General features: G+C 71.4%; 16 protein-coding genes. 10 read left to right on the forward strand and 6 right to left on the reverse strand.

Features of this window, described 5'->3' with window-relative positions; translation table 11 throughout:
* The first annotated feature begins 6 nt into the window (after positions 1-6).
* From trpC to GRX01_RS08080, 4 genes are read left to right on the forward strand one after another with little or no spacing between them, the layout of a single operon-like run.
* A complete protein-coding gene (gene trpC, locus GRX01_RS08065) occupies positions 7-813 on the forward strand; it encodes an indole-3-glycerol phosphate synthase (protein WP_159665368.1) in 807 nt (268 codons plus the stop codon).
* Positions 810-2,099 (forward strand): tryptophan synthase subunit beta, encoded by a 1,290-nt coding sequence (trpB, locus tag GRX01_RS08070; RefSeq protein ID WP_159665371.1) that lies wholly within the window; start codon positions 810-812, stop codon positions 2,097-2,099. Before trpC ends, trpB begins: the two co-directional genes overlap by 4 nt.
* The gene (trpA, locus tag GRX01_RS08075; protein ID WP_159665374.1) at positions 2,096-2,956 is read left to right on the forward strand and encodes a tryptophan synthase subunit alpha; all 861 of its coding nucleotides are present in this window, start codon (positions 2,096-2,098) and stop codon (positions 2,954-2,956) included. The genes trpB and trpA overlap by 4 nt, the downstream gene beginning before the upstream one ends.
* Before the next feature lie 44 nt (positions 2,957-3,000).
* Positions 3,001-3,798: a 2-amino-3,7-dideoxy-D-threo-hept-6-ulosonate synthase gene (locus GRX01_RS08080; RefSeq protein ID WP_159665377.1), complete on the forward strand. Its 798-nt coding sequence runs from the start codon at positions 3,001-3,003 to the stop codon at positions 3,796-3,798.
* Positions 3,799-3,824: 26 nt separating this feature from the next.
* On the opposite strand, the gene GRX01_RS08085 is transcribed toward GRX01_RS08080, so the two are convergent.
* Positions 3,825-4,511 carry an HAD family hydrolase gene (locus GRX01_RS08085; protein WP_159665380.1) on the reverse strand — a complete coding sequence of 229 codons (687 nt, stop codon included), beginning with the start codon at positions 4,509-4,511 and terminating at the stop codon, positions 3,825-3,827.
* Between the two features lie 92 nt (positions 4,512-4,603).
* Here GRX01_RS08085 and GRX01_RS08090 point away from each other — a divergent pair, with 92 nt between their 5' ends.
* Complete coding sequence (locus tag GRX01_RS08090; protein WP_159665383.1) at positions 4,604-5,800, forward strand: 3-dehydroquinate synthase II; 1,197 nt, start codon at positions 4,604-4,606, stop codon at positions 5,798-5,800.
* A 44-nt stretch (positions 5,801-5,844) separates the two neighbouring features.
* On the opposite strand, the gene GRX01_RS08095 is transcribed toward GRX01_RS08090, so the two are convergent.
* The 3 genes from GRX01_RS08095 to GRX01_RS08105 form a co-directional block, all read right to left on the reverse strand.
* Positions 5,845-6,237 carry a DUF7575 domain-containing protein gene (locus GRX01_RS08095; protein WP_159665386.1) on the reverse strand — a complete coding sequence of 131 codons (393 nt, stop codon included), beginning with the start codon at positions 6,235-6,237 and terminating at the stop codon, positions 5,845-5,847.
* A gap of 181 nt (positions 6,238-6,418) precedes the next feature.
* Positions 6,419-7,126: a type I 3-dehydroquinate dehydratase gene (locus GRX01_RS08100; RefSeq protein WP_159665389.1), complete on the reverse strand. Its 708-nt coding sequence runs from the start codon at positions 7,124-7,126 to the stop codon at positions 6,419-6,421.
* Positions 7,127-7,238: 112 nt separating this feature from the next.
* Entirely contained in the window at positions 7,239-8,237 is a 999-nt protein-coding gene (locus GRX01_RS08105; protein WP_159665392.1) for a transcription initiation factor IIB, read from the reverse strand.
* A 197-nt stretch (positions 8,238-8,434) separates the two neighbouring features.
* Here GRX01_RS08105 and GRX01_RS08110 point away from each other — a divergent pair, with 197 nt between their 5' ends.
* Complete coding sequence (locus GRX01_RS08110) at positions 8,435-9,208, forward strand: helical backbone metal receptor (RefSeq protein ID WP_159665395.1); 774 nt, start codon at positions 8,435-8,437, stop codon at positions 9,206-9,208.
* A 71-nt stretch (positions 9,209-9,279) separates the two neighbouring features.
* On the opposite strand, the gene GRX01_RS08115 is transcribed toward GRX01_RS08110, so the two are convergent.
* Positions 9,280-9,546: a MarR family transcriptional regulator gene (locus GRX01_RS08115; RefSeq protein ID WP_159665398.1), complete on the reverse strand. Its 267-nt coding sequence runs from the start codon at positions 9,544-9,546 to the stop codon at positions 9,280-9,282.
* Positions 9,547-9,673: 127 nt separating this feature from the next.
* Between GRX01_RS08115 and pan1 the strand changes: the two genes are divergently transcribed.
* The 3 genes from pan1 to GRX01_RS08130 all read left to right on the forward strand — a co-directional run bounded on the left by pan1 (position 9,674) and on the right by GRX01_RS08130 (position 11,957).
* Positions 9,674-10,891, forward strand: coding sequence for a proteasome-activating nucleotidase Pan1 (gene pan1 / locus GRX01_RS08120; RefSeq protein WP_159665401.1), 1,218 nt, complete (start codon positions 9,674-9,676; stop codon positions 10,889-10,891).
* A 119-nt stretch (positions 10,892-11,010) separates the two neighbouring features.
* A complete protein-coding gene (locus GRX01_RS08125) occupies positions 11,011-11,529 on the forward strand; it encodes a DUF2240 family protein (RefSeq protein ID WP_159665403.1) in 519 nt (172 codons plus the stop codon).
* Positions 11,529-11,957 carry a hypothetical protein gene (locus GRX01_RS08130; protein WP_159665405.1) on the forward strand — a complete coding sequence of 143 codons (429 nt, stop codon included), beginning with the start codon at positions 11,529-11,531 and terminating at the stop codon, positions 11,955-11,957. Before GRX01_RS08125 ends, GRX01_RS08130 begins: the two co-directional genes overlap by 1 nt.
* A 35-nt stretch (positions 11,958-11,992) precedes the next feature.
* On the opposite strand, the gene GRX01_RS08135 is transcribed toward GRX01_RS08130, so the two are convergent.
* Positions 11,993-12,658, reverse strand: a complete 666-nt coding sequence (locus GRX01_RS08135; RefSeq protein WP_321167973.1) for an HAD family hydrolase — start codon at positions 12,656-12,658, stop codon at positions 11,993-11,995.
* 170 nt (positions 12,659-12,828) lie between these two features.
* Between GRX01_RS08135 and GRX01_RS08140 the strand changes: the two genes are divergently transcribed.
* A complete protein-coding gene (locus GRX01_RS08140; RefSeq protein ID WP_321167974.1) occupies positions 12,829-14,085 on the forward strand; it encodes a DNA double-strand break repair nuclease NurA in 1,257 nt (418 codons plus the stop codon).
* The last annotated feature ends 99 nt before the right edge of the window (positions 14,086-14,184 follow it).

A 14,184-nucleotide genomic window follows, 5' to 3' on the forward strand; every position in this document is an offset into this window, starting at 1 on the left:
ACATAGATGAACACACAATCCGACGACCTCGCGCCGGCCGTGCGCTCCATTCTGGAGGCCGCGGCCGAGCGGTCCGGCGCCGACGGGCGGACGTCCGTCGACGCGCGATCGCTGCCGGCGGCGTTCGCGGCCGCGGAGGCGGACGGGCGGGTGCCGGTGATCGCCGAGGTGAAGCCGACGAGTCCGACGACCGACGGGACGCGCCGCGACGACCCGGTCGACCTCGCGGAGGCGATGGTCGAGGGCGGCGCGGCGGCGCTGTCGGTGCTGACCGAGCCCGAGCACTTCGACGGCTCCGTCGAGAACCTCCGACGGGTGCGCGAGGCGGTCGACGTCCCTGTCCTGCGCAAGGACTTCCTCGTCCGCGAGGACCAACTGGACGCCGTCGAGGCGGACGTGGTGCTGCTCATCGCCCGGTTCCTCGAGGACGACCTCGCGGACCTCGTGACGGCGGCGCGCGACCGCGGGTTCCAGCCGCTCGTCGAGGTGCACACCCGGGAGGAGCTCGCGGCGGCGCTGGCGGCGGGCGCGGAGCTGATCGGCGTCAACAACCGCGATCTCGGGAGGCTGGAGGTGGACCTCTCGACGTTCGAGGCGCTCGCCCCGGAGGCGCCCGACCGCGTGACGCTGATCGCGGAGTCGGGGATCGCGACGCCGGCGGACGCGCGACGAATGCGCGAGGCGGGCGCGGACGGCCTGCTCATCGGGTCGGCGATCATGGACGCCGAGGGGGCCGACGAGGCGGGCACCGACGGCGACGTCGCCGCCAATACCCGGCGGTTTACGGCCGCGGAGACGGAGGGTGACGTATGAGCAGCGACGCAGGGTTCGGTGAGCCGTCCGACGGGGAACACGTCTCCGCCGGCGACGGGAAGTTCGGCCGCTACGGGGGCCAGTACGTTCCCGAGGCGTTGATGCCGGCGATCGAGGAGCTGACGGACGCCTACGAGCGATACGTCCTCAACAACGAGGACGGCTTCATGGACGAGTTCCGCCGACGCATCCGCGAGTTCGGCGGACGACCGACCCCGCTCCAGCGCGCGGATCGGCTCTCCGAGCGCTACGACACCGAAGTGTACCTCAAGCGCGAGGACCTGCTCCACGGCGGCGCACACAAGCTGAACAACGCGCTCGGGCAGGTGCTGCTCGCGAAGTACATGGGGAAAGAGCGCATCATCGCCGAGACCGGCGCCGGGCAACACGGCACCGCGACCGCGATGGCGGCGGCCCACCTCGACATGCCCTGCGAGGTGTACATGGGCGAGCGCGACATCAACCGCCAGCGGCCGAACGTCTTCCGCATGAAGATCAACGGCAGCGAGGTGACGCCGGTGACGACGGGCCGAGGGACGCTGAAGGAGGCGATCTCGGAGACGATGCGCGACTGGGCGACGAACGTCGAGGACACCCACTACGTCATCGGCAGCGTCGTCGGTCCACACCCGTTCCCGCGGATGGTGCGGGACTTCCAGTCGCTCATCTCCGAGGAGGCACGCGAACAGGTGATCGACCGGACCGGCGGCCTCCCCGACTCGGTCGTCGCCTGCGCGGGCGGCGGGTCGAACACGATGGGCACCTTCCACAACTTCGTCGGCGACGAGGCGGTCGACCTTCTCGCCGTCGAGGCCGGCGGCTCCTCGCTCGGGGTCGACGCCGAGGAGGGCGTGGCGCCCAACTCCGCGTCGCTGTCGACCGGGAGCGAGGGCGTGCTCCACGGCGCGCGCACGAAGCTCCTGCAGGACGGCGACGGCCAGATCGTCGAGAGCCACTCCGTCTCCTCCGGGCTCGACTACGCCGGCGTCGGACCGGAGCTCGCGCACCTCGTCGACGAGGGACGCGTCTCTCCGGTGAACGTCGACGACGACGCGGCCCTCGAGGGGTTCCACCGGCTCTCACAGGAGGAGGGGATCATCCCGGCGCTGGAGACGGCCCACGCGTTCGGCTACCTCCACGAGCACCACGACGAACTCGGCGACGTGACGGTGATCAACGTCTCCGGGCGCGGCGACAAGGACCTCGACACGGCCATCGAGGAGACCACGAAACGGGACATCCCGAACGCGCCGGACATGTCGATGTTCGAGGGGGGACTGCGATGAGCGACGACGGAGCATCCGACCGTGTCGCCGCCGCGTTCGCCGACGGCCCGGCGTTCGTCCCCTATCTCGCCGTCGGCGACCCGGACTACGAGTCGTCGCTGGCGTACGTCGAGGCGCTCGCCGAGGGCGGCGCCGACGTGATCGAGCTCGGACTCCCCTTCTCCGAGCCCATCGCCGAGGGGCCGACGATCCAGAACGCCGTCGTGCGCGCGCTGGAGTCGGGCATGACGCCGACGCGCTTCTTCGAGTTCGTCGAGGAGGTGGACGTCGACGTGCCGCTCGTGTGCATGACGTACTACAACCTGATCTACCAGTACGGGGACGAGCAGGGGCCGCGCCCGTTCGTCGAGAAGGCGGCCTCGGTCGGCGTCGCCGGGTTCGTCGTCCCCGACCTCCCGGCCGAGGAGGCCGGGCCCCTCCGGGAGGCGTGCGACGAGTTCGGCCTCCACCTGATCTCCATCGTCGCGCCGACGACCGACGAGGACCGGCTGGAGCGGCTGGTCGAGGTGTCCTCCGGGTACCTCTACGTCCAGGCGCGACTGGGCGTCACCGGGGCGTCGTCGTCGGTGTCCGACCGGACGGGCGAGTCGCTCGCGCGCCTCTCGGACGTGGACCTGCCGAAGGCGGTCGGGTTCGGCATCTCCTCGGGCGAGCAGGCCGCGACGATCGTCGAGGCGGGCGCCGACGGGATCATCGTCGGCTCCGCGCTCGTCGACATCGTCGCCGAGGGTCACGAGCGGGGCGAACCGACCGAGGAGACCGCGGCCCGCCTCGAAACGAAGGCGCGCGAACTGAAGCGGGGAGCCCTCGACGGGTACGGGCGACGGACGCCGACACCCGAAGGTACTTCCGATTGACCCGTTCGCAAGCCATTTACGCCCGATCACGCCATACCACACCAATGGAACACGCCGGCCTCACAGCACGACTGGATCGCATCTCCACGGACGACCGAATCCTCATGGTGCCGATGGACCACGGCATCACCCTCGGCGCGGTGAAGGGCCTGAAGGACATCGAGGGCACCATCGACGCCGTCACGCGCGGCGGCGCAGACGCGGTGCTCACCCAGAAGGGGATCGCCCCGCGTGTCCACGCGAACCTCAACGGCGCGGGCTACGTCGTCCACCTGAACGCCTCCACGTCGGTCGGTCCCGAGAACAACGACAAACGACCCACGGGAACCGTGAAGGCCGCCATCCGCGCGGGCGCCGACGCCGTCTCGATGCACATCAACGTCGGCTCCGACTACGAGCCCGGCCAGATGACGTTCCTCTCGGAACTGTGTGAGGAGGCCGGCGACTACGGCGTCCCCGTCCTCGCGATGGCGTACGCCCGCGGCGCGAACCTGGAGGGCGACGACCCCGAGCACGACGCCGAGTACCTCGGGCACGCCGTCCGACTGGCGGAGGAGTGCGGCGCCGACCTGGTGAAGACCGCGTACTCGGGCGACGCCGCGAGCTTCGAGCACGTCTGCGAGTCGACCCGCCTGCCGGTGATCATCGCCGGCGGGTCCCCGTCGGGCGACCGTCGGACTCTGGAGAACGTGCGCGGCGCGATGGACGCCGGCGCCGCCGGCGTCTCGATGGGGCGCACCATCTTCCAGCACGACGACCCCGAGGCGATGACCGCGGCGGTGTCGGCGGTCGTCCACGACGACGCCGACGCGGAGGACGCGCTGTCGGCGTCCGGGCTGTAGCGGGTCGGACGCCCGTCGTCGCGCGCTCAGATCAGTTCGGCGAGCTCCGCCATCGCGTCGATCGTGTGGTCCGGCGACGGTCCGCCGCCGGGGACCGGCCGACCCGACCCCCCGCGGTACCAGACCGCCTCGATCCCGAGGGCGTTCGCGCCGGCGATGTCGGCGTCGAGGCTGTCGCCGACGGCCGTCGTCTCGCCCGCCTCGACGCCCAGTCGCTCCAGCGCCGCCTCGAACGGCTCCGGGTCAGGCTTCGCGGGCCCGCCGGGCTCGGCGAAGACACACGCGTCGAACCGGTCGCGGACCCCCAGGGCCGCCAGCTTCGTCGTTTGCGTCTCGCGGCTCCCGTTCGTGACGAGCCCGACCGGCCGGTCGGAGGCGACCGCTGCCTCCAGGGCCACCTCGGCGCCGGGGACGAACGAGACCCGCCGGTGGTCGCGCTCGGCGTCGTAGGCGGCGGCGAGCTCCGTCAGCACGGGCGAGTGGGGGTCGGGGACCGACGGGTCGTCCGCGCGGCGCTCGGCGACGATCCGGAACTGCTCGCGGTAGAACCCCGCCTCGGTGTCGGCGTCGTCGACCTTGGTCCACGTCGCGACGAACTCGTCGGCATCACAGAACGGCTCGACCCCGACCCGGTCGCACGCAGCCGACAGCATCGCGGCGGGGGACTGGTCGTCGACACAGAGCGTGCCGTCGAGGTCGAACACGACCGCCATCACGGGGCGGTGTCCCCGCTCGGACATGACTGTTGTCCCGCGGCGTCACCGTATCCGCCAACTTCAAGCGCCGTCCGCGATAGCGACCGACAATGACACGAACGCGGTCCGTCTGGATCCGCGCCGACGGCGACGTGGGCGACTGGAACACGCGACGCGAACGGATCACCGCGGGCCTCGAGGCCGGCGTCGACTGGGTGCTCGTCGACGAGCGGGACGTGGCGAAGGTGCGCGAGCTTGGCGACGTGAACGTCGCGGCGTTCCTGTCGGACGCCGACGTCGACGTGATCGACGACGCCGAGTCCGGCGGCGACGACGCGGTCGCGGACGCCTACGTCGTCGGCAAGAACGGCGAGGGCGACGGCACGGTCGACCTCCCCGCGGACCTCTCGGGCTCCGCGGACCTGTCGACGCTCCGGCGCGACGACGACCGCGCGCAGGGCGCGTTCGTCCGCATCTTCGACGAGGAGTACGAGGCGTTCGCGGAGTCCGCCGCCCGCGACGCGGAGTTCGTCGTCGTCGCCAGCGAGAACTGGGAGATCATTCCCCTCGAGAACCTCATCGCCCGCATCGGCGACGACACCACCCTCGTGGCCGGCGCGACGACCGCCGAGGAGGCGCGTACCGCCTTCGAGACGCTGGAACTCGGCGCGGAGGGCGTCCTGCTGGACACGGACGACCCAGACGAGATCCGCAAGACGGTGGAGGTCCGCGACGAGGCCGACCGCGAGACGCTCGATCTCACGACGGCGACGGTGACGGCGGTCGAGCGCACGGGGTCGGCCGACCGCGTCTGCGTCGACACCGGCACCATGATGGACCACGACGAGGGGATGCTCGTCGGGTCGATGTCGCGCGGGCTGTTCTTCGTCCACGCCGAGACCGCGGACTCCCCGTACGTCGCCTCCCGGCCGTTCCGCGTCAACGCCGGCGCGGTCCACGCGTACGTCCGCACGCCCGACGGCGGCACGAAGTACCTCTCGGAGCTCCGCTCGGGCGACGAGGTGCAGGTGCTCGACACCGACGGGCGGACCCGCGAGGCCGTCGTCGGCCGCGTGAAGATCGAGAAGCGCCCCATGTTCCGCGTGCAGGCGGAGGTCGAGACCGACGACGGCGAGGTCGACCGCGTCGAGACGCTGATCCAGAACGCCGAGACGGTGAAGGTCGCGACGACCGGCGGGCGGAAGGCCGTCACCGACCTCGCGGAGGGCGACGAGGTGCTCGTCTACTACGAGGACGTGGCCCGCCACTTCGGCGAGGCCGTCGAGGAGTCGATCATCGAGCAGTAAGCCCCCGTGCGGGCGGACGGCCCTCACCACGCACCGCGACACCCCTACCGTTCGACGTACTCGAACTCCACCGCGCAGTACCAACAGAACCGCAGCGACAGGTCGACGCCGCGGCCGCACCGCGGGCACGCGAGGACGCCCCGCCGGCCCTCCCGTCGCGCGAGGACGTACGCGTCGACCGCCGACAGCGCGATGACGACCCCCACCGGGACGGCGAACGCCGTGAGGCCGGCCGGCGCGGTCGAGAACGCTCCCGTCGAACCGCCCGCCGACGACAGCCAGCGGCCGCTCCCGCCCTCCGACAGCCCCGCGAACACGAGCGCCGCTCCGACCAACAGCGACAGCCACGCGATCCCCCGGGTCCACTTCCGGAGGTACGCGTGCCCGAGCGCGGGCACCACCGCCAGCGCCGCCGCGACGACGGGTCGGCGTTGCATGGCCCCACACACCGAAGCGACCGATAAGAAGGTTCTCACGCCACGTCAGACGCCCGTCCGCCCCGCGGCGGTCCCACGTCAGCGGACCGTCGATGCCGCGTCCACGGGTCCCCTTCCGGATCCGGCCGACTCGGTCCGACGGGTGTTCGCGGAGGACCGCGGTCCGACGGCGCTCACTGGGTCACGAGAGGTCGTCGACGAGCCGCCGCAGCGTCGCGAGGTCGTACTGGCCCGGCGCGGTCGCGTCGGCCGCGTCGACGGGGGCGTAGCCGAGCCGCGATCCGTACACCGGCGCGACCGCGCGGGTGTGGCGTCCCGCCTCGCCCATCGCCATCGTCGCCACGCGGTCGCCGCGGATCGTCGCCCGGTGAGTCGCCGTCAGCAGGTCGAGCGCCTCCCCGGTCGTCCGCGCGGTGACGGCGAGCTTCCCCACGTCGCCGGCGGCCGCCGCCGCACGGAGCAGGCCGTCGAGCGTCGCCGGCGCGGGCGTCCCGTCGAAGTCGTGCACCGACGCGACGACCGCGGCGTCGCGTTCGCGGGCTCGGTCGAGCAGTCCCTCGGCGTCGATCTCGTTCGTCCCAGCCGGTCGCCCGCGCAGCGTCGCCAACTCCACGTCGACGGCGGCGACGGCGGCGTGCTCGACCGCCGCCGCGAGGGCGTCTAGGCGACCGTACGGCGCCGTCTCTCCACCCTCCCAGTGTGGCCGATTCGTCACGAGCAGCGGGGGGTCGCCGTCGTAGTCCGCAAGCGCGTCGAGCGGGTCGTCCGCGAGGTCCATCCGGAACTCGATCAGGTCGGCGTGTTCGCGGGCCGCCGGCTCCTCGTCGAGGTCCGCGGTGCTCGCACACAGCGAGAACGAGTCGAGGTCGACGGAGAACGCGTCGCTCATGGACGGTGGACGTGGGCGGGACGCAAAACCGTACGTGATCGTTCGACGGCTCCGGCCGATCCCGGCCCCGCCGTGGGTCGCCGGTTCGCCGGTCCCTCGTTCGGCGAGCCGCCTACGCGACGAGGCCGTCCTCGGCCTCGAGCAGCTCGTGGTACCGGTTGCGGATCGTGACCTCGGAGATGTCAGCGACCTCCGAGACGGCCGCCTGCGTCGTCTTCTCGTTCGTGAGCAGCGCGGCGGCGTAGACGGCCGCGGCCGCGAGGCCGACCGGCGACTTGCCCGAGTGGACGCCCTTCTCCTTGGCGTTCTTCAGGAGCTGCTTCGCGCGCATCTCCGACTCCTCGGAGAGCTCCAGCGAGGAGGCGAACCGGGGGACGTACTGCTCGGGGTCCGCGGGCTTCACCTCCAGCTTCAGCTCGCGGACGACGTAGCGGTACGTGCGCGCGACCTCGTCCTTGCCGACGCGGGAGACCTCCGCGATCTCGTCGAGGCTTCGCGGGACGCCGGCCATGCGGGCGGCGGCGTACACGCAGGACGTCGAGACGCCCTCGATGGAGCGGCCGGGCAGGAGGTCCTCGTCGAGCGCTCGGCGGTAGATGACCGAGGCGGTCTCGCGGACGTTGTCCGGCAGCCCCAGCGCCGAGGCCATCCGGTCGATCTCGCCGAGCGCCTGCTTCAGGTTGCGCTCCTTCGAGTCGCGCGTGCGGAACCGCTCGTTCCACTTGCGCAGGCGGCGCATCTTCTGGCGCTGGCGGGCGCCCAGCGAGCGGCCGTAGGCGTCCTGGTCGCGCCAGTCGATGTTGGTCGACAGCCCCTTGTCGTGCATCGTGTTCGTGGTCGGGGCGCCGACGCGGGACTTCTGGTCCTTCTCGGCGGCGTCGAACGCGCGCCACTCGGGCCCGCGGTCGACGGAGTCCTCCTCGATGACGAGGCCGCACTCCTCGCAGACGGTCTCGCCGTGCTCCTCGTCCTGGATGACGTTGCCCGAGCACTCGGGGCAGACGAGCTCGTCGCCCGACTGGGCCTCCTCCTCGGACTCCTGCTGGTGTTCGTGTGCTGTTCCTCGTTCGCGCCCGGCGGGTCGCCGGCGGGTGTGGGTGTTCTCGCTCATTGCGTCTGAGGGGGCGTGAGCCCGAAAGGGGATACAAAAAACCCCGGGTGACTCTGTGCCCAACAGATGTGTGATCGATATAAAAATCAAACGGTGTGGCGACGACGGTGCCACGCCGTCACGTGATCTCGAAACCGCCCGACGGGAGCTATTTATGCGAGCGTGTCTCACGCCCTAACGATGGTGAACGTTCCGCGATGGTGACCGAGCGCGTCGTCTCGCTGGCGCCGAGCGCGACGGCGACGGTCTCGGCGCTGGGCGCGAGCGAGGCGCTCGTCGGGGTGACACACGCCGGCGATCGGTCGGACGCGGGATCGCGGGCGGCGGTCGTCGGCGGCTGGCCGAACCCGGACCTCGATGCGGTCGAGGGGCTGGAGCCGACGGTCGTGTTGACGTGCGATCCGCTGCAGCGGGAGACGGCCGACGCGCTGCGGGACCGTGGACTCAGGGTCGTTCACGCCGAGCCCACCCGATTGGCGGACGTGTTCGAATACGTCGCGGACGTGGGAGCGGCGGTCGGGCGCAGGGACGCGGGCGAACGGGTTGCGAGCGACCTGCGCGACCGTGTCGACCGGATTCGGGCGGCGGTCCCCGACGACCCGGCGGAGCGCCCGGTGGTCTACGCCGAGGAGTGGGGCGAGCCCCCGATGGCCGCCGGCAACTGGGTTCCCGACGCGGTCGCCGCCGCGGGCGGCCGCTGTCCGTTCGTCCCGGCGGGCGAGCGCTCGCGGGAGGTCGACGCCGCGACGGTCGAGCGCGTGGATCCGGATCACGCGGTGCTTCACTGGTGTGGCGCGGATCGCGAACCCGACCGCGACGCGGTCGCCGACCGCGACTGGGATATCGATCCCGCGGTTCACGTGATCGACGACTCGCTGTTGAACCAGCCGAGCCCGCGGCTGGTCGACGGGATCGAGGCGCTCGCCGGGCTGCTCCACGGGGTGGACGTGACGGAGCAATCGGCGCTGTGAACGGATAATCGACGCCGTGAACGGATGAAGGAACTCGTACGCGGACGACTGCGGGATCCGGCGGTGGCCGCCTACAGGTCCAGCGTGTAGAGCCGCTTGCGTGCGTCGGTGAAGGAGAACCGCGACTCGACCGCGTCCGCGTCCTCGAGGCGAGTCAGCGCGTAGCGGACGGTCCGCGGCGGGAGGAGCGTCTCCTCGGCGAGCTCGCTCTGGCTCAGCGTGTCCTCGTAGTCCAGCACCTTCGCGACCAGCTTCGCGCTCGGCGGCAGGTCGCGAACGCGTTCCCATCGATCGATAGCGGCGTCGTCGACGACCCCCTCCGCGTCGGATGCGCTCATGGTGTCCCGATCCACGTGATGCCATCTGTTAATAGTTTCTATTTTCAATATTACCATCAGATATTCGATTCTCACGATCCTCACCCCGACCCGAAGTCTCTTGGTACTCACCGCCCTAGCTTCGCCGATGACTGACACCGTTGACGACGTCGAGCTCCCCTACAAGGAGGAGGCGGCGTCGCAGCAGGAGAAGATCGAGGCCCTCCAGGAGCGCCTCGAGGTTCTCGAGGGGCAAAACGAGGAGATGCGCGACAAGCTCCTGGACGCGAACGCGGAGAACAACAAGTACCAGCAGAAGCTCGAGCGGCTCACCCACGAGAACAAGAAGCTCAAGCAGTCGCCGCTGTTCGTCGCGACCGTCCAGGAGCTGACCGACGACGGCGTCGTGATCAAACAGCATGGCAACAACCAGGAGGCGCTGACCGAGGTCACCGACGAGATGCGCGAGGACCTCGACCCCGACGACCGCGTCGCCGTCAACAACTCCCTGTCGGTGGTCAAGAAACTGGAGAAGGAGACGGACGTGCGCGCCCGCGTCATGCAGGTCGAGCACTCGCCGGACGTGACCTACGCGGACATCGGCGGCCTCGACGAGCAGATGAACGAGGTGCGCGAGACCGTCGAGATGCCGCTGAAGAACCCCGGCATGTTCACCGAGGTGGGCATCCAGCCGCCCAGCGGCGTCCTGCTCCACGGGCCGCCCGGCACGGGCAAGACGATGCTCGCGAAGGCCGTCGCGAACCAGACGGACGCGACGTTCATCAAGATGGCCGGCTCGGAGCTGGTCCACAAGTTCATCGGCGAGGGCGCCAAACTCGTTCGCGACCTGTTCGAGGTCGCTCGCGAGAACGAGCCGGCGGTCATCTTCATCGACGAGATAGACGCCATCGCCTCCAAGCGGACGGACTCGAAGACCTCCGGCGACGCCGAGGTCCAGCGCACGATGATGCAGTTGCTCTCGGAGATGGACGGCTTCGACGAGCGCGGCGAGATCCGCATCATCGCGGCGACGAACCGCTTCGACATGCTCGATCCCGCGATCCTCCGCCCGGGCCGGTTCGACCGCCTCATCGAGGTGCCCAAGCCCGGTCCCGAGGGGCGCGAGCTCATCTTCGAGATCCACACCCGCGACATGAACGTCGCCGACGACGTCGACTTCGCGGCGCTGGCGGAGCTCACCGACGGCGCCTCCGGCGCGGACGTGAAGGCCGTCTGCACCGAGGCCGGCATGTTCGCGATCCGCGAGGACCGCACGGAGATCACGATGGCGGACTTCCGCAGCGCCTGGGAGAAGACCTCCCAGGTCGAGGAGACCGACGCCGCCGACTCGATCGCGTTCGCGTAGTCCGAGCCGTCCCCGTACGGCCTTCTCGCGTTCTCCCCGGTCTCTCAGCGTCTCGCTTCCCGTCCGATCGAGCGTCGCCCAACGGGCGGCTTTTGTTCCGGGGGACGAACCGAACGGGCATGACGCTGGAGGCGGCCGTGGCCGCTCCGTTTCACGGCGCTGGCACCGACCGGATGGGGGAGGGCGAGTTCGTCGTCGCGCTCTCGCTGGACCGCGACTGGTTCTCGCCGGATCAGGCGAAGCGCCTCGTCGACATCGCGACGGGACGGGGACTGCTCACGGAGGAGGGCGGCGACCTCGTGGCCGAGTTCGACCCCGCGGAGGTCCACGTCCCGCCGGACTTCGTCCCCGACGAGTCGATCCTCCGGGAGCAGTCGACCTTCGAGAAGGCGATCGACGCGATCGTCGCCGACGGGATGGAGAAGCGCGAGGCCGTCGCCGCCGCGAACCGTCGGCAGCGCGAGGTCGGCGTGACCCTCGAGACGGCGGCGGTGCTCGTCGCCCGCGAACGCGGCGTCGACGCGGAGGCCGTCGCCGACGCGGCGCGCGAGGAGTTGCTCGTCGGCGACGGCGACGCCGCCGCCGCTCCCGACGGCGGAGACAACGACCGCGACGAGCCGGCGGCGGGGGGCGCGTGATGGTCGCCGACCGGACGACGGACGGCGTCCGTCTCGCGCAGCTGCTCGCCTCCGAACTCGTCGGCGACGGCGGCGTCCTCGCTGACGTGCACGTGAGCGACGCGGACCCCGGAGTGGATCCGACGACGCAGGGAACGCTCGCGTATCGCGTCCGGGTCGGTGGCGGCGAGGGATCGGACGACAACGAGGGCCCCGAGGCCGACGACGCCGAACGACCCCTCGCGGAGGTGTACGTCCACCCGGACCGCGCGCGGGTCGAGTTCGTCGTCGCCCCCGACGTCGCCGCCGAGGCCGCTGAAGACGCCGGACTGCGCGTCCGCCCGAAGGCCGTCGAGCCGCCGCGAACGGTCGCCTTCGTCGAGGACGGCGCGCAGGTGAAGCGGGTGCTGTCGGCGTTCCGTGCGGTCGTGAGCGGGAACTCGGCGTAACCCGGTCGGACGGGCCCCCGAACCGCCCACGGTTCTCACAGGCTCCGAAGGATCCCCGGAAGCTCCGCGGCCAGCCGGTCGCGTGCGACCGTCGCGTCCGCCTCCGGCGCGGGGTCGTCGTCCTCGCCGAGGACGTGGACGGTCCGCAGTCCCGCGTCGGCGGCGCCCCGCATGTCCTCCTCGGGGTGGTCGCCGACGAACGCCGTCTCCGCCGGGTCGCTCCCGAGTCCGTCGAGCAGCGCCGCGAACGCGCGCCCGTCGGGCTTTCCGGCCGGGAGCTCGCCGGAGATGTGGACGGTGTCGAACGCGTCCCACCAGCCGAGGTAGTCCAGCTTCGCCGACTGCGCGCGCACCGGGCCGTTGGTGAGCAGGCCGACGCGGTACGTCCCGCGCAGGTCCGCGACGAGGTCGCGAACGCCGGGCACCGGGACGAGCGCGGAGGTCACCGCCTCGCGGTAGGCGTCCGCGAGGTCGACGGGGTCCGCCTCGGCGTCGAGAGGGTCGAGCAGTTCCGCGAAGACGGGGATCCTGCTGTCCGCAGTCCGGTGGTTGGCGTGGGCGTCGAGGTACGCCGCCCGGTCGACGATGTCGATCAACTCCGGGGCGCCGCCGGCGTCGAGGGCGTCCGCGAGCAGCCGGGCCCGCGAGCGCTCGGGGACGGCGAGCGTGTCGTCGAGGTCGAATCCGACCGCGCGTATCACGACCGGGAGGTGGGCACGGGGGGGTATGAAGACGGCGACGCCGACACGGCGGCAGACCCACGCGTGCACCCGCGACTGGCGGGCGTCCGCCGGCAGCGCCGCGGCCGATGACGCCGTCGGACGCGCCGCCGACCGCACCGCTTTTGCGCCGCCGGCGCCCGCGTTCGGGCGTGACGCTGGACCCCGTACACGTCGACACCATCGCGTACCTCGCCTCGGCCATCGCGGACGGGGTCGACGACGCCGACCACGACGACCTCGCGGGCACGGCGTGGACTGAGTGGCTCGACCCGCTCCACGACGACGGCCGGGTGGTGCTGGAGGCGTTGGGCGACCACGAACTCCGACGGACGCCCGTCGAGGACGCCGCGCTCGCGGACCGGCCGTTCGAGACGAGTCACGGCGTCGACTCCGGCACGCTGAACCCCACCTCGTTCAAGAACGGCCTCGTGGTCGACGTGGCGCAGGCGGCGATGGGCGCCGAGCCGACCGACCTCGACCTCCACCGCGCGCGCTCCATCGTCGTCACCGTCCACGCCAACGACGCGACGGTGTTCTTCCCCGACGTGCCCGACGGCTGGATGCCGTACGACGACGGCAACTCCGAGCGGCGAGTGCTGAAGGTGCCCCGGAGCCGTCGGTTCGCAGACGAGATGGTTCACGAGCTGGCGCTGTCGCTGGCGGAGTCACACCACGCCCGCAAGCACCTCGAACGCGGCGAGGTGTCGGACCTGCTCGTGCTTGACGGCCCCCTGTACCCGAAACGCCTGTTGAACTGGGCAACCCGCGACAGCGAGCTCCGCGAGGTCGCCCACGGCGAGACGGTACGGGAGGCCGTCCGGACGTACGTCCGGCTCGTGGAGTCGTGCATCGAGCGCGGCGTGCCCGTGCTGGGGTTCGTGAAGAACCCGACCTCGGGGTACGTCACCCGGACGCTCGACCGCAAGGGCGTCGAGGCGCCGTGGCCCGACGACGCCGCGCTGTTCACCCGACTGCTGGAGCGCCGTCCCGACGGCGACCGCGCGGACGACGCGATCACGTTCACCTCGTGGCTGCGGTCGCGGGGCGGCTCCGACGCGCCGCTGGCGAGCGACGGGGACGCGCTCGGCGTCGAGCGCGCGGCGGCGCCCGAGCGGTACGAGGTGACGTACATGCACGTGTACGAGCCCCGCGAGGACGTGCTGTTCAAGGTGGAGGCGCCGGCCGCGTTCACGGGCGACCCGGAGACGCGCGAGCGGCTCACCCGACAGGTCGTCTCGGAGGTCGCCGCCGAGGCCGGGCCGCCGACGCCGGTCGCGAAGGCCGACGAGCTGGCCCGGATCGGCGTCGGCGAGACGGAGGCGCTACGGCGGAAGTTCGAGGAACGGTTCGGCGCGGAGCACCTGCGGACGTACGACGACGTCCGGTGGGGGGACGGCGAGCCGTGAGCGAAGCGAACGGCTCGGATCACGGCGGAGCGGTCCCCGAGCCGTCCAAAATCGGCGAGCCGTGAACGGAGCCGACGCGGCGACCGAGTGGTAGAGCGA

It is taken from the genome of Halobaculum saliterrae, from assembly GCF_009831625.1.
In the GTDB taxonomy this organism is placed as follows: Archaea; Halobacteriota; Halobacteria; order Halobacteriales; family Haloferacaceae; genus Halobaculum; species Halobaculum saliterrae.